The organism is Gemmiger gallinarum, from assembly GCF_014982805.1.
In the GTDB taxonomy this organism is placed as follows: Bacteria; Bacillota; Clostridia; order Oscillospirales; family Ruminococcaceae; genus Gemmiger; species Gemmiger gallinarum.
On sequence record NZ_JADCKC010000002.1, the window covers coordinates 99,740 to 119,021 of the forward strand.

Annotated in this window: 18 protein-coding genes; 7 read left to right on the plus strand and 11 right to left on the minus strand. The window is 57.8% G+C overall.

The features are described from left to right. Window positions 1-165: 165 nt before the first annotated feature. Together INF35_RS06145 and INF35_RS06150 are read left to right on the plus strand one after the other, a co-directional pair. Window positions 166-783 (plus strand): 5-formyltetrahydrofolate cyclo-ligase, encoded by a 618-nt coding sequence (locus INF35_RS06145; protein WP_193500658.1) that lies wholly within the window; start codon window positions 166-168, stop codon window positions 781-783. A 13-nt stretch (window positions 784-796) separates the two neighbouring features. Continuing rightward, a complete protein-coding gene (locus tag INF35_RS06150; RefSeq protein ID WP_193500659.1) occupies window positions 797-1,492 on the plus strand; it encodes a hypothetical protein in 696 nt (231 codons plus the stop codon). A gap of 310 nt (window positions 1,493-1,802) precedes the next feature. Here the strand turns inward: INF35_RS06150 and acrA are convergent, their stop codons facing one another. The 7 genes from acrA to coaD all read right to left on the minus strand — a co-directional run bounded on the left by acrA (window position 1,803) and on the right by coaD (window position 8,463). Next, the gene (gene acrA, locus INF35_RS06155) at window positions 1,803-2,909 is read right to left on the minus strand and encodes an acryloyl-CoA reductase electron transfer subunit beta (RefSeq protein ID WP_193500660.1); all 1,107 of its coding nucleotides are present in this window, start codon (window positions 2,907-2,909) and stop codon (window positions 1,803-1,805) included. Between the two features lie 17 nt (window positions 2,910-2,926). Continuing rightward, window positions 2,927-3,712 (minus strand): acryloyl-CoA reductase electron transfer subunit gamma, encoded by a 786-nt coding sequence (gene acrB / locus INF35_RS06160; RefSeq protein WP_193500661.1) that lies wholly within the window; start codon window positions 3,710-3,712, stop codon window positions 2,927-2,929. A gap of 16 nt (window positions 3,713-3,728) precedes the next feature. Beyond that, complete coding sequence (locus tag INF35_RS06165; RefSeq protein ID WP_193500662.1) at window positions 3,729-4,898, minus strand: acyl-CoA dehydrogenase family protein; 1,170 nt, start codon at window positions 4,896-4,898, stop codon at window positions 3,729-3,731. A 71-nt stretch (window positions 4,899-4,969) separates the two neighbouring features. Then, window positions 4,970-5,842 (minus strand): 3-hydroxyacyl-CoA dehydrogenase family protein, encoded by an 873-nt coding sequence (locus tag INF35_RS06170; protein WP_193500663.1) that lies wholly within the window; start codon window positions 5,840-5,842, stop codon window positions 4,970-4,972. Window positions 5,843-5,876: 34 nt separating this feature from the next. Then, a complete protein-coding gene (locus tag INF35_RS06175) occupies window positions 5,877-6,662 on the minus strand; it encodes an enoyl-CoA hydratase-related protein (protein ID WP_193500664.1) in 786 nt (261 codons plus the stop codon). Between the two features lie 32 nt (window positions 6,663-6,694). After that, window positions 6,695-7,882 (minus strand): acetyl-CoA C-acetyltransferase, encoded by a 1,188-nt coding sequence (locus INF35_RS06180; protein ID WP_193500665.1) that lies wholly within the window; start codon window positions 7,880-7,882, stop codon window positions 6,695-6,697. A gap of 92 nt (window positions 7,883-7,974) precedes the next feature. After that, window positions 7,975-8,463 carry a pantetheine-phosphate adenylyltransferase gene (gene coaD / locus INF35_RS06185; protein WP_193500666.1) on the minus strand — a complete coding sequence of 163 codons (489 nt, stop codon included), beginning with the start codon at window positions 8,461-8,463 and terminating at the stop codon, window positions 7,975-7,977. 740 nt (window positions 8,464-9,203) lie between these two features. On the opposite strand from coaD, the gene ptb reads away from it, so the two are divergent. Next, on the plus strand, window positions 9,204-10,118 hold the full coding sequence (ptb, locus tag INF35_RS06190) for a phosphate butyryltransferase (protein WP_193500667.1): 915 nt from the start codon (window positions 9,204-9,206) through the stop codon (window positions 10,116-10,118). 43 nt (window positions 10,119-10,161) lie between these two features. Then, window positions 10,162-11,229, plus strand: a complete 1,068-nt coding sequence (gene buk, locus INF35_RS06195; protein ID WP_193500668.1) for a butyrate kinase — start codon at window positions 10,162-10,164, stop codon at window positions 11,227-11,229. A 110-nt stretch (window positions 11,230-11,339) separates the two neighbouring features. On the opposite strand, the gene INF35_RS06200 is transcribed toward buk, so the two are convergent. Genes INF35_RS06200 through INF35_RS06210 form a run of 3 tightly spaced genes read right to left on the minus strand, consistent with a single transcriptional unit; the run spans window position 11,340 to window position 12,606 of the window. Continuing rightward, window positions 11,340-11,783, minus strand: a complete 444-nt coding sequence (locus INF35_RS06200; RefSeq protein WP_193500669.1) for a hypothetical protein — start codon at window positions 11,781-11,783, stop codon at window positions 11,340-11,342. A gap of 20 nt (window positions 11,784-11,803) precedes the next feature. Then, window positions 11,804-12,214, minus strand: a complete 411-nt coding sequence (locus INF35_RS06205; RefSeq protein ID WP_193500670.1) for a hypothetical protein — start codon at window positions 12,212-12,214, stop codon at window positions 11,804-11,806. Between the two features lie 2 nt (window positions 12,215-12,216). Next, complete coding sequence (locus INF35_RS06210) at window positions 12,217-12,606, minus strand: PadR family transcriptional regulator (protein ID WP_193500671.1); 390 nt, start codon at window positions 12,604-12,606, stop codon at window positions 12,217-12,219. Window positions 12,607-12,890: 284 nt separating this feature from the next. Here INF35_RS06210 and INF35_RS06215 point away from each other — a divergent pair, with 284 nt between their 5' ends. After that, the gene (locus INF35_RS06215) at window positions 12,891-13,598 is read left to right on the plus strand and encodes a hypothetical protein (RefSeq protein WP_193500672.1); all 708 of its coding nucleotides are present in this window, start codon (window positions 12,891-12,893) and stop codon (window positions 13,596-13,598) included. Window positions 13,599-13,708: 110 nt separating this feature from the next. On the opposite strand, the gene INF35_RS06220 is transcribed toward INF35_RS06215, so the two are convergent. Then, the gene (locus tag INF35_RS06220; RefSeq protein ID WP_193500674.1) at window positions 13,709-14,392 is read right to left on the minus strand and encodes a M23 family metallopeptidase; all 684 of its coding nucleotides are present in this window, start codon (window positions 14,390-14,392) and stop codon (window positions 13,709-13,711) included. Window positions 14,393-14,631: 239 nt separating this feature from the next. On the opposite strand from INF35_RS06220, the gene INF35_RS06225 reads away from it, so the two are divergent. Further along, a complete protein-coding gene (locus tag INF35_RS06225; protein WP_193500676.1) occupies window positions 14,632-15,492 on the plus strand; it encodes a YitT family protein in 861 nt (286 codons plus the stop codon). Window positions 15,493-15,987: 495 nt separating this feature from the next. Then, entirely contained in the window at window positions 15,988-19,281 is a 3,294-nt protein-coding gene (locus INF35_RS06230; RefSeq protein WP_207728284.1) for an InlB B-repeat-containing protein, read from the plus strand. Window position 19,282 lies beyond the last annotated feature (1 nt).

Below are 19,282 nucleotides of genomic sequence, written 5' to 3' on the forward strand. Positions count from 1 at the left end.
GAGTGCGGTGTAACAGGTATCCAAAATTTCCGTCCTTATGGGCAGCGGGTCAAAAAAAGAAGCCTCCCGGCAGCGGGTGTGTGCGTCTTGTGCAAACACCCCGGGGCATGCTACAATAGGCAGGAATCCGTACCCTATCCCCTGTCCTGAAGTGAGGTGCCCGCCATGTTCCCTGCTCTTTCCGATCTGCGCCAGGCCAAACAGGCGGCCCGCCGCGCTGCAAAGGCACGTTTGCAAGTCCTCTCTCCCGAGGCCTTGCAGGCGGCAGGACGGGAGATTTCCCACACTCTCTTTGCCCGGCCCGACTGGCAGGCTGCCGACACGGTATTTTGCTTTGTATCTCTGCCCAGCGAGGTGGACACGCTGCCCATTCTGCAGGCAGCCCTGGCAGGCGGCAAGCGTCTGTGTGTGCCCCGGATGCTGGGCGGCGGACAGATGGAGATCGTCTGCATTTCCGCGCTGGAAACCCTGCATCCCAATGCCCTGGGCATCCGGGAGCCTTTGGGCGGGCAGGTGCTTGCCCCAGCTGACCTGGGGGCCCGGGCACTGGCTGTGGTGCCCTGTCTGGCTGTGAGCCGGGACGGGGTGCGGCTGGGACGGGGCGGCGGCTACTATGACCGCTTTCTTGCCGGATTCGGGGGACATGCCGTCCTCCTCTGCCCCCGGGCACTGGTCTTTGACTCCCTGCCCGCCGAGCCCTGGGACGCCCGCTTTTCCCCGGCCGATATTCTGACCGGAGGTTCTTCCTCATTGCCCCAAGACGGGGATTTCCCCGCATTTTGAAAGGAGAAACCATATGAAGAAACTGCTTGCTTTGCTCTGTGCTGCTGCCATGGCCCTCACCGTTGCGGGCTGCAGCGCCGCGTCCTCCCAGTCCACCGGTTCGGACAGTTCCTCTTCCCAGTCTGCTTCCACCTCGGAGTCCACCCCCGAAACCAACGTAGATCCCGAGGAGCCCGCCACCCCGCCCGAAGGCGGCGACACTGCCGACAGCGACTCCGGTGCCGTCACCGAGCCCGTGGAAGCGGATGCCGACCTTTCCGCGCTGGTAGACAGCATCTATGCTTCGGCAGATCCGGGCATTATGGTCGCCACCAGCGGCATTGATCTGAGCCAGGCTTCCTGGGTCACCTATTACACCGGCCTGGAGGACGCCTCCGACCTGGATGCCGCCGTCGCCTCCGAGGCCATGATCGGCAGCCAGGCATACAGTCTGGTACTGGTCCGAGTCAAGGACGGTGTGGACGCTGCCGAGGTGGCCGACCAGATGGCCGCCGGCATTGACCCTGCCAAGTGGATCTGTGCCCAGGCAGATGACATTCAGGTGGGTGCCGCAGGCAACATTGCCATGCTCGTCATGGTGGACACCGCCCTGTCCGAGACCGTCACCTCCACAAAAATTGCCGATGCTTTTGTCGCCGCTTCCGGTGATGACAGCGCCAGCTGCTGGGTTCCCCAGACTGTGGGTGCGGCAGGCCACAGCATGCAGTAATTTTCCCCAAAACAAATAACCCGCCCGGCATCTGTGCCGGACGGCAGGTCCGTACCATCGTCGGAAACTCCGGCAACGGTACGGGCCTTTTTTGTGTTTTTCTGCCGTGCTGCTTTTTTCCCTGAGCCAAAGGGTCCCGCTCCCCTGTTCCAATGTATCCCCGGCACAGCTGGGCGAAATGCGCCAAACGGCGCTTCGGCCATACCGCGGCCCAATGTCATACACAAACAGAAACATCCCCCGGAGGGGCGAGAATGCCTTCCGGGGGATGTTTGCTGTGTAATGTGCTTTTAAGGGGATGGATCAGAGGTTACTGAGCTGCCTTGATGGCGCGGATCTCCTTGATCAGCTCGGGAACGACCTTGAACAGGTCGCCCACAATACCGTAGGTAGCCACATCGAAGATGGGCGCGCTCTCGTTCTTGTTGACAGCGATGATGGTCTCGGAGTCCTGCATACCGGCAACGTGCTGGATGGCACCGGAGATGCCCAGAGCAACGTAGATGCGGGGATGGACGGTCTTGCCGGTCTGGCCGACCTGATGATCGCTGGACAGCCAGCCTTCATCGGTAACGGCACGGGAAGCGCCCACGACGCCGCCCAGAACGCCGGCCAGTTCCTCGGCCAGGGCAATGCCCTTCTCCACATCGGAGCTGATGCCGCGGCCAACGGAAACGACCACGTCGGCGCCGATCAGATCAACCATCTTCTTGGCGCTCTTCTTGATGTCCAGGATCTCCACATGGATGTCGTCGGCGGTCAGAGCGGGAGTGACCTTCTCGATGACGACCTTGGCAGCGCCGGCCTCATCGTAGGGCTGGGTCTGCATAACGCCGGGACGGACGGTGGACATCTGCGGACGGAAGCGGGGGCAGATGATGGTAGCCATCAGGTGACCGCCGAAAGCAGGACGGGTCATCTTCAGGTTGGTGTTCTCCTCGAACTTGGTGTTGTCCACGTCGATGTTGGAGGTGGTGCGCAGGAAGTTCTTGTACTTCTCCACGTCCACATCCAGGTGGGTGCAGTCGGCGGTCAGGCCGGTGTGCAGACGGGCTGCGCAGCGGGGGCCCAGGTCGCGGCCCAGGTTGGTGGCGCCGATCAGAACGATCTCGGGCTTCTTGTCCATGACCAGGTCGCACAGGACCTTGGCATAGCCGTCGGTGGTGTAGTCCTTCAGCAGGGGGCTGTCGATGTAGTAGACGCGGTCAGCGCCGTAACCGCCCAGAGCCTTGATGTAATCCTCATTGAGCTCGCTGCCCATAACAACGCCGCACAGCTCAACGCCCAGATCGTTGGCCAGCTTGCGGCCTTCGCTCAGCAGCTGATAGCTGATGGTCTGGATCTGGCCCTCGCGCTGCTCACAGAACACCCATACGCCTTTGAAAGCGGCGGTATCCATTGCATTGAATTCAGCCATTGTTTTTCTCTCCTCTCTCAAATCAGGTGCTTGTCGTTCAGGATACCGACCAGCTGGCCGACGCTCTCGACCATCATGCCGGCGCCCTTGACCGGGGGAGCGAAAGACTTGTAAACGTTCGTCGGAGAGCCCTTCAGACCGATGGTGTCGGTCTCGATGAGGGGATCGTCCTTCAGAGCGTTGTAGTCAAAGACATCGATGGGCTTGTCGTAGCACTCGAAGATGCCGGACACGCTCATGTAACGGGGCTCGTTGAGCTCCTTGATGCAGGTCAGCAGGCAGGGAGTCTGAACCTTCAGCTCCATGTAGCCGTCTTCCAGCTGACGCTTGACGGTCAGGCTGTTGCCGTCCTTCTTGATCTCGGTGACATAGGTGACCTGGGGCAGATGCAGCTTCTCAGCGATCTGGGGGCCGACCTGAGCGGTGTCGCCGTCGATGGCCTGACGGCCGCAGAAGACGATATCATCGGGACCGACGCCGATCTTGTTGACGGCAGCGGCCAGGATCTGGCTGGTGGCGAAGGTGTCGGAACCGCCGAACTCACGGCCGGAAACCAGCACGCCGCGGTCAGCGCCGCGGGCGATCAGCTCACGCAGCATGCCCTCGGCCGGGGGCGGGCCCATGGTGACGACGACGACTTCGCAGCCGGTCTCTTCCTTCAGCTGGAGAGCAGCCTCGACGGCGTTCAGGTCGTCGGGGTTGGTGATGGTGGCCATGGCGGCACGGTCCATCGTGCCGTCCGGCTTGACGGCAACTTTGCCCTGGGTATCAGGGACCTGTTTGACACAAACGATAGCTTTCATTGTACGTCTTGCCTCCTTACTTCAGCAGCGCGCCGGAAATGACCATCATCTGGACTTCGCTGGTGCCCTCGTAGATCTCGGTGATCTTGGCATCGCGCATCATCCGCTCGATGGGGTAGTCACGGGTATAGCCGTAACCGCCGAACAGCTGCAGGCAGCGGCGGGTCACGTCGCTGGCGGTGCGGGCGGCGATCAGCTTGGCCTCGGCAGCCTCGACGCTGTAGCGGGCCTTGGCGCCGTTCATGACAGCCTGCTTCTTCTGAGCCGCAGCGTAAACCAGATACTTGGCAGCGTCCACGCGGGCCTTCATCTCGGCCAGCTCGAACTGGGTGTTCTGGAAAGCGGAGATGGAACGGCCGAACTGCTTGCGCTCCTTGACGTAAGCAACGGTCTCGTCGATGGCGCCCTCAGCAATGCCCAGAGCCTGAGCAGCGATGCCGATACGGCCGCCGTCCAGGGTAGCCATGGCCAGCTGGAAGCCCTTGCCCTTGACGCCCAGCAGACGATCCTTGGGGATGATGCAGTCTTCCATGATCAGCTCGCAGGTGGAGGAACCACGGATGCCCATCTTGTCCTCGGGCTTGCCGACCTTGAAGCCGGGGTCGGTGCGCTCAACGATGAACGCAGAGATCTCCTTCTGCTTGCGGCCGCGCTTGTCCAGCACGGTGCCGGTGACTGCGATGATGATGAACACATTGGCGTAGCCCGCGTTGGTGATGAAGATCTTGGAGCCGTTGAGCTTCCAGTGATCGCCCTCATCCACAGCGTAGGTCTGCTGGCCCTGAGCGTCGGTGCCGGCGCCGGGCTCGGTCAAGCCGAAAGCGCCGATCCACTCGCCGCTGCACAGCTTGGGCAGGTACTTGGCCTTCTGCTCGGGGGTGCCGTTCTCAAAGATGGGAGCAGCGCACAGAGAAGTGTGGGCGGAGATGATAACGCCCGTGGTGCCGCAGACCTTGCTCATTTCCTCAACGGCCATGACGTAGGACAGCACGTCGCCGCCGGCGCCGCCGACCTCTTTGGGGAAGTAGATGCCCATCATGCCCAGTTTGGCCATCTTCTTGACGGTCTCAACAGGGAAGTATTCCTCGGCGTCGACTTTCTTGGCCAGGGGCTTGACTTCATTCTCAGCAAATTCCTTGTACATTTTCTGTACCATCTGCTGCTGTTTGGACAGAGTAAAATCCATAAAATGCAACCTCCTATGCAAACAAATTTCTCCTGCCGCCCTGCAAGGCGGCGGGAGAAACGCGTTATATTTTACAGCGCGTCGACCGGAGTCTTGGTGCGGTCGGCATTGTAAACGTAGAAGCCCTTACCGGTCTTGCAACCCAGGTTGCCGCCGCGGACCATCTTGCGGATGAGCGGGCAGGCACGGTACTTGCTGTCGCCGGTCTCCTTATACAGGACATCCATGATGGCCAGGCAGATATCCAGGCCAACAAAGTCGCCCAGCTCCAGGGGGCCCATGGGATGGTTGGCGCCCAGCTTCATGGCGGCGTCGATGCCGGCGATGTCGGAAACGCCCTCCATCTTGATGAAGGCAGCCTCATTGATCATGGGGATCAGGATGCGGTTGACGACGAAGCCGGCAGCCTCATTGACCTGAACGGGGGTCTTGCCGATCTCAACGGAGATCTTCTTGATGGTCTCAACGGTCTCGGCGGGGGTGTTGACACCGGCGATGACCTCGATGAGCTTCATGCGGTCGGCGGGGTTGAAGAAGTGCATGCCCACCATGGGACGGGACAGGCCCTTGCCGATCTCGGTGATGGACAGGCTGGAGGTGTTGGAGGCAAAAACGCACTCCGGCTTGCAGATCTTGTCCAGCTCGGCAAAGGTGGTCTGCTTGACCTTCATATCCTCAAAAGCAGCCTCGACGATGAGGTCGCAGTCTGCGCACAGGTCCTCTTTCAGGCCCGGGGTGATGGCAGCCAGGATGGCGTCAACCTTCTCCTGGGTCAGCTTGCCCTTGGCAACCAGCTTGGCGTAGCCCTTGGCGATCTTGTCCTTGCCGCCCTCGGCCCACTCCTGCTTGATGTCGCACAGGGCCACGGTGTAGCCCTCACACTGTGCAAATGCCTTCGCGATGCCCTGGCCCATGGTGCCAGCGCCGATAACGCCTACCTTCATAGTAGTTAACCTCCCAAAATGTAATATGAAAAAATCAGTTGTTGGTGAAAACAGCTTTGGGCTTCGGCTTTTCCTTGGACAGGAAGCACTGCATGCCCTCCACCTGGTCGTGGGTCTCGAAGCAGTCGCCGAACAGCTTTTCCTCCACCTCAACGGCCTTGTCCATGGGCAGGCTGATGCCCTCGTTCATGGCCTTCTTGCAGTTGCGGACTGCAATGGGAGCGTTCTTGGCGATCTTGGAAGCCAGCTTCATGGCGTTGTCCATCAGCTCAGCCTGAGGATAGACCGCGTTGACCAGACCGATGCGCAGGGCCTCGTCCGCCTTGATGTTGAGAGCGGAGTAGACCATCTGCTTGGCCATGCCCATGCCCACCAGACGGGCCAGACGCTGGGTGCCGCCGAAGCCGGGGGTGATGCCCAGGCCCACTTCCGGCTGACCAAAGACAGCGTTGTCGGAGCAGATGCGGATGTCGCAGCTCATGGCCAGCTCATTGCCGCCGCCCAGAGCGAAGCCGTTGACTGCCGCGATGACGGGCAGTGGGAAGTTCTCGATCATGAGGAAGATGTCGTTGCCCATCTTGCCGAAAGCCTCGCCCTCGGCCTTGGTCATGGTGGACATGGAGCCGATGTCGGCGCCGGCAACGAAGCTCTTGTCCCCTGCACCGGTCAGGACGACGCAGCGGACGGTGTTCTGGTCGATGCCCTCAAAAGCAGCTTTCAGGTCGGCCAGAACTTCGGGGTTCAGGGCATTCAGGGCCTTGGGACGGTCGATGGTGACCACCGCAACGGCGCCCTGAACTTCGGTATTCACAAAAGACATAGTGCGTATCTCCTTTATCGCTTATGAGGCGCTCAGTCCATCTCGACGATGGTGGCGCAGCCCATGCCGCCGCCGATGCACAGGGTAGCCAGGCCCTTCTTGGCGCCGCGATGCTTCATGGCGTAGAGCAGGGTGACCAGGATACGAGCGCCGGAAGCGCCGACGGGGTGGCCCAGAGCGATAGCGCCGCCATTGACGTTGACCTTGCTCATGTCGAACTCCAGGTCATGCGCAACAGCCAGGCTCTGTGCAGCGAAAGCCTCGTTGGCCTCGATGAGGTCCATATCGGCAACGGTCAGGCCGGTCTTCTCCATGACCTTGCGGGTAGCGGCGATGGGGCCGACACCCATGATGGAGGGATCCACGCCGCCCAGAGCGCCGCCGACCCAGGTAGCCATGGGGGTGATGCCCAGTTCCTTGGCCTTGTCCTCGCTCATGATGACCAAAGCAGCAGCGCCGTCGTTGATGGCGGAGGAGTTGCCGGCGGTGACGATGCCGTCCTTCTTGAAGGCGGGCTTCAGCTTGCCCAGGACTTCCATGGGGCTGAGACGGGGGCCCTCATCGGTATCGAAGACGATCTCGGCCTTCTTGGTCTTGATGGTAACGGGGACGATCTCGTCCTTGAACGCGCCGGACTTGATGGCAGCGTCGGCCTTGACCTGGCTGTTGTAAGCGAACTCATCCAGCTGCTCACGGGTCAGGCCCCACTGCTCGGCAACGTTCTCAGCGGTGATGCCCATGTGGTAGTTGTTGAAAGCGTCCCACAGAGCGTCGTTGACCATGGTGTCGACCAGCTCGCTCTTGCCCATGGGGTAGCCCATGCGGTAGCCGTAGCGGCCCTTCATCATGGCAAAGGGAGCCATATCCATGTTCTCGGTGCCGCCTGCGACGACGATGTCGGCATCGCCGGCCTCGATCATCTGAGCAGCCATGTTGACGCAGTTCAGACCGGAGCCGCAGACAACGTTGACCGTAACAGCCGGGGTGGTGACAGGCAGGCCGGCTTTCAGGCTGGCCTGACGGGCGACGTTCTGGCCCAGACCGGCCTGGATGACGCAGCCCATGTACACATGGTCGACCTGCTCAGGCGTGATGCCGGCGCGGTTGATGGCTTCCTTGATGACGATGGAGCCCAGCTCTGCCGCGGGGACATTGGAAAGCGTGCCGCCGAACTTGCCGATGGCAGTACGGCAGGCGCTGGCAATGACGATCTTCTTCATGAAAACAGCCTCCTTGAATGTATGGATAGGACTATCGAGAACCTATGCTTATCGCAAGCCGCTTGCGCGGCGTGGACCTTGGTTGTGCGCGCTCAGACTTCGCCGCGCGCGGCTTTTTCCCGCAGCGCCGCGTCTACGCAGGGCGCCACGAACTTGGAAACATCCGCCCCGTAGTGGGCGGCCTCCTTGACGACGGTGCTGGACAGATAACTCCAGCGGATGGATGTAGCCAGGAACACCGTCTCGATGCCGGGGATGATGGCGTGGTTGGTGTGGGCAAGCTGGATCTCATTTTCAAAATCCGTGACCGCCCGCAGTCCCCGCACCATGACGGCGGCATTGTTGGCCTTGGCAAAATGTACCGTCAGCCCGTCAAAGGACTTGACCTCCACGTTGGGCATGGACGCGCAGCACTTTTTGAGCAGTTCCACGCGCTCCTCCACCGTGAACAGCGGATGCTTGGCGCTGTTGATGAGCACCGCCACGATGACCTTGTCAAACATCCGGGAAGCCCGTTTGATGATGTCAAGATGGCCATTGGTGACCGGATCAAAGCTGCCGGGATACATGGCTATGGGCATTGGGATCGACCTCCCAGTCGCCCGCACTGTTAAAAATGTAACAGGTCAGGGCAAAATCTTAAGGCACCGAAGTTCAATCCGTGCGTGTTTGGGTATTACGTGGGAAAGGTTGGTGCCTGCCAGGGACGGTTTACGCCATCCTCATTTATAGTTTTACTATTTCGTTAAGGTTTTGTCAATGGAAAGATGTGTTTTTTTTGATTTTTGGCGTCCCTTTGGTTATTTTTCGGTGTTATGCTTGTGTTTTTTCCACTTTTGTTGTCGCTTTTATACACTTTGCACTTTCGCTTTTTTGCATTCCCCTTTCTGCCCCTTCGTCTTGTGCAGTGCCAGCCTTTCTCTTTACCTATTTATATAAGCCCCTTGGGGCAAAGCACAGTGCTTCCGGGCAGGCAAAAGCCAAAATGCCACAGCAGGCGGCAGAGAAAAAGTCAGGATCCTGCAGCACCCGCGGGGCGGCAGATGCAGGGCAGCGAAAAAAACGTTCCCCGGTGGAGGGCAAGGCCCGGTGCCCCGGCAGATACCGCCCTGCCGATAGAATTTTGCATTCCGACCTGCTTAAGCGACCCGCACGGAGTATCCGCCCCGTAATATTGCGGGATTTCGCTCTTTTTCCCCGCTTCCTCTTGACCCTCGCCCCGCTGCGTGTTATTCTTTTAACAGATAGCGGCCTTTTTTGACGCAGCCGTGCGCCTGCCGCTGTTTTTTCAGGGTAAACAGCTAAACGAGGTGGAGTAACAATGAATTTTGACGATTTGATTTCCCGTGTCAAAGAGTGTGAGAAAAAGACCGTTGCGGTCGCTGCTGCGGAGGACGACGCCGTTCTGGAAGCCGTCAACGCTGCCCGTGAGCAGGGCATTGCCGACGCCATTCTGGTGGGCGACGAGGCCAAGATCCGTGAGATCGCCGCTGAGCTGAACATCGACCTGACCGGCTGGCGCATTATCAACGAGCCGGACAAGGTCCAGGCTTCCCTGAAGGCCGTCAAGCTGGCCCACGACGGCGAGGCCGATATGTACATGAAGGGCCTTTTGGACACCAAGACCTTCCTCAAGAGCATTCTGGACAAGGAGGTCGGCCTGCGCACCGGCAAGACCCTGTCCCACGTGGCCGTCTTCCAGGTGGAGGGCATTGAGCAGCTGCTCTTCCTCACCGACGTTGCCTTTGTCACCTATCCCTCTCTGGAGGACAAGGTCAACATTATCGAGAACACCGTCGCCGTGGCCCATGCCTGCGGCGTCGCCTGCCCCAAGGTCGCGCCTTTGGCCGCCGTTGAGGTCGTCAACCCCAAGATGCCCTGCACCGTGGATGCCGACGAGCTGCGCAAGATGAACGAGGAGGGCAAGATCACCGGCTGCGTGGTGGACGGCCCCCTGTCCATGGACATCGCCATCGATCCCGAGGCTGCCGCTCACAAGGGCGCCCAGGACCGTCCTGCTGCCGGCCATGCGGACATTCTGCTCTTCCCCGACATCCAGGCAGGCAACCTGGTCTACAAGACTCTGGTCCACACCGCCAAGTGCGAGAACGGCTGCATCCTGACCGGCACCAAGGTCCCGGCCATTCTGACCAGCCGTTCCGATTCCTTCCAGACCAAGGTCAACTCCATCGCGCTGGCAGCCGTGGTGGCCGCCGGCCTGAGCAATGAGCAGTAATTGACGCGCAGTTTTCGCCGTGCATAAAGGAGAGTACGATTCCATGTCTATCAAAAGCCTGATTATCAATCCCGGTTCCACCTCCACCAAGGTGGGCGTCTTTGAGGACGAGACCTTGCTGTTTGAGGAGACTTTGCGCCATCCCACCGAGGAGATCGCCAAGTATGCCTCCATCATCGACCAGAAGGACTTCCGCAAGCAAATCATCCTGGACTTCCTCAAGGAGAAAAACTGCGACGTTCATTCTCTGGATGTCATCGTCGGCCGCGGCGGCCTGCTCAAGCCCATCCCCGGCGGCACCTACGCTGTCAGCGACGAGCTGCTGGCCGACCTGAAGAAGGGCGTCCAGGGCCAGCACGCCTCCAACCTGGGCGGCATTCTGGCCCGTGAGATCGGCGACGCCATCGGCAAGCCCTCCTACATCGTTGACCCCGTGGTCGTGGATGAGCTGACCGATGTGGCCCGCATCTCCGGCATGCCCGAGCTGCCCCGCCGCAGCATCTTCCACGCCCTGAACCAGAAGGCTGTGGCCCGCCGCTACGCCAAGGAGCACGGCACCACCTACGATGCCCTCAACCTCATCGTCATCCACATGGGCGGCGGCGTCTCTGTGGGCGCTCACTCCATGGGCAAGGTCGTGGATGTCAACAACATTCTGGATGGTGAGGGCTGCTTCAGCCCCGAGCGTGCCGGTACCGTTCCTGCGGGCGATCTCATCAAGATGTGCTTCTCCGGCAAGTATACTCAGCAGGAGATCTACAAGAAGATCTGCGGCAACGGCGGTTTCAACGCCTACCTGCACACCAACGACGCCCGCGTGGTGGAGAAGATGGTGGAGGAAGGCGACGCCTACGCCAAGCTCATTCAGGATGCCTTCTACTACCAGATTGCCAAGGATGCCGGCGCCATGGCCGCGGTGCTCCACGGCAAGGTGGACCAGATCATCCTGACCGGCGGCATTGCCTACGCTCAGCTGACGGTGGACAAGCTCACCGAGAGCCTGGGCTGGATCGCTCCCATCACCGTCTATCCCGGCGAGGACGAGCTGCTGGCCCTGGCACAGGGCGGTCTGCGCGTCATGACCGGCGAAGAGGAAGCCAAAGTTTACTAAAAACAATTTTATAAACAGCAGCGCCGCCCGGCGGGGAATTCCCCGCCGGGCGGCGTTTGGTTTATGCTGGGCGTTTGGTTTATGCTGGTGGAGGGACAAGGAAAAGGGGATCAGGAAAGGACGCCGGTGGGCGAACAGGTGAGAGACAGGCTCACCGGGAAAGTGACCGGACCGGAGATGGTGGCGGACAGGTGGGCGGTGGCGCCAGTACCCCAGATGGACTGGCCGCTGTAGGACCAGCCGGACGCGACCGAGTGATCGCCGAAGGCGGTTATCATTGTAGCAGTGCTACCGTTATAAGAGAAGGAAGCATTCAAAACGACGGATGCAACTATTTCTCCATCATATATGTACTCTCGCCGTACACTCCCGTTCTTTGTTTTGTCACGCTGAATAGAAGGATACTCGTAAATAGTCGTTGTGCAGACAACGCCATTGTCCAAAACTTCTTCGGTGACGGAAACAATATTAGCCTCGTACCCGTCGGCAAAACAGGGAACCGCCAGCGAAAGCATAATAAACAAAGAAAGTGCTACCACAAAAATCTTTTTCATATTTATTTGCTCCTTTATTCTCATTTTAATGGCATGGGCGTTGGAAAGGGCGTGTCTTCCCCAAAGTCATAAAACGTTGTCTGTGTCTCAACAATAACCACACCATCTGTTTTCCAAAAAAAGGCAATGACCCCCACCAGCAATGCAATAACCAGACAAATTGAAACTGCGGCCAGACGCAGGCGGCGTTTGCGGGCACCGGCCCAACGTTCGGCCGTATCTGGCGGCATGGATTCCATAAACGCATCGGCTGCGTCTTGCGGACTGCCCAGTATCTGCTCCACTTCCGTCCAGGACGCATCGGGTGCTTCCTGCAGATAATCCCGCACGCTTTGGGCGGTCAGCCGATTAAACTCCCTCCGCTGTGTCCGACCACAGGCAAGCAAGCCGCCGGCGCGCCGGCAGTAATCTTTCACTTCCCTTTCATACATGGTCATTCCTCCTTGTACAACTTATCATCCTGTGCCAGCAGGCCATCCAGTGCGCCGGTCATCTCACGATAAGCCGGCAGCAGTTCGTCCAGATATCGCTGTCCGGCGTCTGTCAGCTTAAAATAGACCCGGATGCGGTGATCTGCCTCCCGCTTGCCCGCCTCGGTAATATGGCCGTGCTCCTGCAGGCGATAGACAGCCAAATACAGTGTGTTGAAGGTATAGACACCACCCGTCAGCCGAGCCAGTTCCTGCGACATTTCGTAAACGTACATCGGCTTTTGCCGCAGCAGAAACAGGACCATCATCTCGGTAACGGCCTTTTTTATGGATTCCCGCATGCCGGCAGCTGTTCCGCTGCGGGAAGCACGGGAAGATTTGGAATCAGTCATAGGAACACTTCCCATTTGTTGTGAGATCATTACGTGGGATTACAGATAAGTTTTAATTCAATATAGCACAAAAACGGACAAGAATACATACATTTCATTAACAATTTTATTTGAAAAAGCATACCGTCAGAATTGACAAATTTATTAAAGAAATGTATCATTAAATCAGAAGAAAAGTCGAGGATTCTTTTTTCAGCCTTTATGGGCCGGGTGCCGTAACGGTTTGATTTGTCCCCCTTCTCCATACAAACTATCGGGAAAGGCAGGTTTACAAGATGAGATGGATGAAAAGATTGATGTCCGGTACGATTGCGGTCTGCCTGTTGTGCACCATGACTGCTCCCCTTTCCTCCGCCTCCACGGTAACCCCGGCGGAAATCCACTGCACGGCAGCGGTCACCACCGAGGATAAAACCATTCCGGTCCCGGTCACACAAAAGACGACGCAGACGGACAACACAATAACGACAACCGTCCAGATACGGGTCCCGGAGCTATCCGCAGAAAATCCGGAATATGATGCCGACGCTTTGGGCCAGATCCGGGAAAAACGGCGCTTTACCTCACCGGCAGGCAATGGCGGTGAAGTTACATTTGCCGATCCCGGCCTCATCACTTATACGGCCACTCTGGTGTATAACGTGCAAACCGGGCAGAATGACTTCCGGAAATATGATCTCATCTCTTTCCGCCTGGATCGGGAAATTTATACCATGGCCCCCTACAACAGTGTGCACAATGCTGCCGTCCGGGTGGACCAGACCGGCTTCTCAGATCCTTCTCAGGATCCGGGCCTGCTTGAGGAGCAGAGCAAAGATCTGGGAGAGATCGAATACGGCAGAACATACAGCAAGGGCAATGACTGGCCGGATGACTGGCAGGCAGTGGGGACCGCATCCGGCTCTCCGCAGGTCGGCATCACCTACGACGTGCTTTTGGATTACGCCGACGGCACCTCCCGGACGCTGTCCTTTACTCACTCTGCCCATTGACATCCCCGGAGCGGATGTGGGGGTTCCGCCCTTTCTCATGTACAGCAAAGCCGTACCCGGCAGTTTCAACTGCCGGGTACGGCTTTTTTTGCGCCCGCGGGACGCAAAGTTCAGTTTTCCAGTGCTTTTGCAGGGTCCACCCAGGTTTCCCCCTGCAGGCATTCCAGATGGATGTGCACGCCGTCCTCCGACTCGCTGGGGATGCTGCCGGCCCGGCCGATCCCCTCCCCGGCCTTGACCGTGTCCCCCGTCTCAACGGTGGGTTCCGAAACGCCGCAGTATTTCCACACATTGCCGGAGGCATCGGTCACCTCCACCACGCTACCCCAGAGAGCATCGCTGTAGACTGCCGACACGGTGCCCGGGGCCGACGCCCTGACGGCATCGCCGGTCTTGCAGGCATAGTCCACACCGTTGTGGGTGCGCCAGTCTCCCAGGGTCTGGCTGTACACCAGCTCGTCCCCGCTGAAGGCCAGGGTGATCTCACCATCTACCGGCGCAGTGAAGGAGCTGGCTGACGGTGCCGACGAAGCGGCAGATTCGCCAGACCCGCCCTGCACGGCGGCAGATTGTGACGACTCCCCAGAGGAGGACGACGAGGCAGACGGCTCCTCCGACGGCTTCGGCGTGCTCTGCGGCACATCGGATGCCGGAGTGTTTGCGGCTGCATCGGGTTGATTCCATGTGGATTCCTCCTGGGTAGTGTTGTTCAGGTTTTCAACGCCGCGCACGACGTTGCGGATCGCCCAGATGCTGGTCACCGTAGCGGCCAGGACCAGGCCCAAACAGATCAAGTACAGACCTTTTTCCCTAAAAAATGCTTTCAAGCTGTCCATTGTCCTCCGTCCTTTTCCGCGAAAGATTCTGCGCGGGAACCCCCGCGCCGTGGTACTGCCCTTAGTTTGGCGCCTGTCCTTGAGGATTATACAATTGCTGTGCAAAAATCCTTTTCATTCGGCGGGGTATCGGGTATAATGAGCTTGACATAAAACGGCACAAACGTGCCACATCAACAAAAGGCGGTATCGTTTTTATGAAATTCGACTTGAAAAAAGACGGCCTGCGGCTGGTCGTCATCTGTCTGGCTGCCGTTATCATGGCTGTCAACATCAAATCTTTTGTCCGCACCGGCGGCCTGTATCCGGGAGGCGCTACCGGCCTGACTCTGCTTCTGCAGCGGGTATTTGAGCTCTGGTTCCATGTTGAGCTGCCTTATACGGTGGTCAACGTCGCCCTCAACGCTTTCCCGGTCTATCTGGGATTCCGGTTCATCGGCAAAAAGTTCACCCTCTATTCCTGCCTGATGATCATGCTCACCAACCTGCTCACCGACCTGCTGCCCGCCTTTCCCATCACCTACGATACCCTGCTCATCAGCATCTTCGGCGGGCTTATCAACGGCTTTGTCATCAGCCTGTGCCTGGTCATGAACGCCACCACCGGCGGTACCGACTTCATTGCTCTCTACCTTTCCGAGAAGAAAGAGATCGACGCCTGGAACATGGTGCTGGTTCTTAATGTGTTCATCCTGGCGGCGGCAGGCCTGCTCTTCGGCTGGGACAAGGCGCTGTACTCTATTATTTTCCAGTTTGCCTCCACCCAGGTGCTGCACATGATGTATCGACGCTACCAGCAAAAGACGCTGTTCGTGGTCACCAACCATGCCCAGGATGTCTATGAGGAAATTTCCAAGATCAGCCACCACGGCGCCACCGTTATGGACGGCGAGGGCTCCTACCAGCATGAGGAGCGCAAGGTGGTCTACTCGGTGGTGTCCAGCGACGAATGCAAGTCGGTGATCCGCGCCGTCCGGCACGCCGATCCCAAGGCCTTCATCAACGTCATCAAGACCGACCAGATTTTGGGGCGTTTCTATCAGCGTCCAAACGAATAACACTTTGTTTTTTCACCTTCCGCATTGACCGCAGCCCTGTTTTAGGGTTGCGGTTTTATTTATGTAATACAGTTATGTTGTTTTTATTTGATCGGAATTGCAGTAATTCGTGATCTTGCTTTTTGATTCGCCGGTATTCTGCATTGTTTTTCTCGGATTATTTCTCTTTATTAGCGTACATTCTTGCTTTCAAAGGGAATATATGGTAACATGTATTTCAGTTTATTAATATTTTAATGTATTGTTAAAAATCTTGATTTCGTTGTGTTGCGCCTTTGTTTGCAATATAATTTATTTTATGTATAAATTCCGCTGTGCTTCACCGTATTTCTCTCTACACTGCATTCTGCCCGGGGAAATGCGTTTTTTTAAGCCTGCTGCACTTGTCGAAGAGATACCTCGACACGGGAAGGGAGGGACAACGCACGGGGATGCTTTGGGACATTCCCGCTGTAAATCAAAAGGAGTTATTGATTCTGAAGGAGGAATTATTTCATGCAATCAGCAAAAAACCGTTGGATATGGCTTGTCTGTATGCTGTGTGCTCTGGCACTGTGTATCGGCACCGCATTTCCTGTATCTGTATTCGCGGACGATTCCATCGGCGCCGGCTCCGGCATTGGCGCAGATGAGAGCACAATCGGTGCCAGCTCCGACGGCAGCGAGGAATTCGCTCTGAACAACGGCGTCAACATCATCAAGGAAGGCAAGGAAAAAACCGTCTTCAACATCGGTGAGGGACAGGCCGTCATGATCAGCGGACAGGCCGCTGCCGAGGATGCTCCCCTTGTTTTTTCCAACTGCACCTTCAACCTTTCCGGCCAGACGGTCAAAATCAGCGGCAATCAGGACGGAATTTCCTATCATAACGGTGAAGTCGTTACCAAGCTCTGGATCGGCGGCAATGTTCGGTTTGACAACTGCACCTTTGTCACGGACAGCAACGGTTCCAAGAGCACTTCGGCCGGTTATGATGCATGCATCTATTTCTTCTCCGGCAACATTGCATTGAACAACTGCGCTCTGTCTGCCAACGGCTATAACGGTCAGTTCCTGGGCCTTTACGGCAGTACCGGCGCGGTACAGTTCAACAACAGCAAAATTTCCACCACCAATACCCGCAATGGCTGGAGCTATGCCATGTATGGCGGTTCGGTGCTGAAACTGGACCACTCCACCATGTCCGCCACCGGCGCCTCTACGGAAAGCGGCAACATCAATATTTTCTATTCCGGTGACAACAAGACCGGATACGATGCCGTCTTCTTCACGAATTCTGTCGTGGATTTCAGCGACAACCAGGCCGGCGGCTTTGCCATCAACAACGTCAATATCCACGTGGACAACTCCAGCGTTACCGTCAGCAACAACAAGGGCAATGCCTGCAACTCCGGATACTGGATGGTCAACAATTCCAATCTCGTTATGGACGGCAACCGCGGGGGCCACGCTCTGTCCTGCATTGGTTTTGCGATGACCAATTCCCGTCTGGAAGTTCTGCACAACGGCTATGCCGGCATCTATATTCAGTCGCAGGCTTCCAGCCTGACCAATTGCTCGGTGGATATTCGCTGCAACGGTGAAAAAATGCTGAGCTACAGTGCCGGTGATGTGTGGCTGAACGGTAACATGCTGACCGTCAGCGGCGGCACTTCTGCCGCTCAGCCCGGCTCCGTCTGGCTGGGTGCCGTCGGCCGCAAGGGCGCCGTCACCACCACAAGCGGCAATGTTGTCGCCTATGACCTCAACACCAACGCCGCGGACAATCTCAAGAGCAACACTGAGCCTGTTTTGACCAATGCCAGCCTTGCCCTCAATGATGAGATGCACACCCTGCTCCTGAACCCCTTTATGGAAACGGTGTATGCCCGCGGCAATGCGGAGACCTCTGCCGGCAACAATGACGCCGATTTGTTCAAAGACGATAAGGCAACCGACATCAAAGATATTCTCGGTGCCGACAATGCCACGATCGGCGAAGTTTCCACGGCTCAGCTTTCCCACCACAAATACGACTGGTCTCAGCTCGGCAAGGAGGACGTGCCGGCAACTGCCACCACTTACGGTGCCCGCGCTTATGCCTGTGCGGATGTCTGTGCCGGCTACACCGCAAATACCAGCGCCCATCCCAACAGCTTCGATTGCGGCGGCACGTATGTCTATGCTCCTCTGGTCGGCATCGAGTTCAATGCCAACCTGCCCGCCGGCGTTGACGCAAGCGCTGTGAGCGGGATCCCTGAAACCGTTGCCTGCTATGAATACGGCCAGACCTATGACGAGCCTGCCGCCCCCTCCCTCCAAAGCGACAGCGATGAGTATTATTATGTGTTCGGCGGCTGGTACACGGATGCTGCCTGCAGCAACGGCAAGGAATTCGATTTTTCCACCCCGCTGACCGCAAACTGGACCACGCTGTATGCGAAGTGGATCAAACAGTATGTTGCTGTTGTCCAGCCCGCCGACATCACCATCTACATGGGCGGCGACAACGGCTATGAGGGCGTCTCCGAAACCGATGGAACCATCTCCGGCAGCAATTCCCTGCCTGAGCCCGGTTACTATATCACTCTGCCTGCGGAAATCAACAAAGCTCTGGCAGATGCCGGTCTTTCCACGGAAGGAACCCCTGCCGACCTGTCCAACTACCTTTCCATCTACACCCAGGGTACCGACGCGGATCACAGCTGGACGCTGTCTCCTTACGGCAACACCTATTCGGCTGCATTCGGCAAATATATCTACGCTTTTGTCCCTGTGGACAATGCCGCACCCTTCCGTTTGACATTTACGGATGAAGCCGGCACTATCCATGACAGCGACACGTTCAATCCTGCCTCCACCGGCACGCTGTACCAGCATTACCAGATGGATATCTATCAGGAGCTCATTGAATCAAAGCAAGTCATTCTTCAGGTCAGTATTCCCGATGGTCCCAGCTATACCTGCACCCTGACCACCCTCCCCGGCAACCTGAACATCCGCTATGTCACCGGCGAACAGGACAGCGTGGTGACCTCTTCCTTCAACAGCGTTGCAGAGGCTTCCAAGGCAGACAATCCCAACAAAACTGCTCTGGATCATGCCTATGTGATCCGCGATGAGGACACCAAGTTCTACATCAACAACAGCGATGTGGATGTTACCGAAACGGAAGGCTTTGCCGACGTTTCCCTGCTGTTCGACGATATCGTCTCCCCCGACAACACCGAGGGCGTCAGTGACTACTACTCCATGCTCACCGAGAAGGCCATCGATACCGCCGCCAAGGATTTCCAGAATGTCGAGTACGAGGCAAAGTACCTGGATCTGGTGGATGCCAACAACGGCAACGTCTGGCTGACTCCCAGCAAGGCTGTGACTGTTTACTGGCCGTATCCCGACGGCACCGATGCCAACACCACCTTCAAGCTGGTTCATTTTGAGGGTCTGGACCGCGACATGAACGTTTCCGATGTGGAAAGCGGCATTGCCAGCGCAAATGTTCAGGTTCTGAATGTCAAGACTGACGAGTACGGCATCTCCTTCACCACGGACAGCTTCTCGCCGTATGTTCTGCTCTGGGACAACACTCAGACCGCTGTCAGCACCCCCACCCCGGATGAGCACCCCGACATTGCCGAAGCCAAAGAAAACGGCACCTGGGGTCAGCCCACTCCCACTCCCGCAGCTGCCGTTGTCCCCCAGACCAGCGACGGCATGCCTGTCACCCTGCTGGCCATCCTGGCCGCGGTTGCCGCCGCTGCGGTGATCATTCTGGTCGTCGTCCGCAAGCGCCGCCAGGAACAGTAAT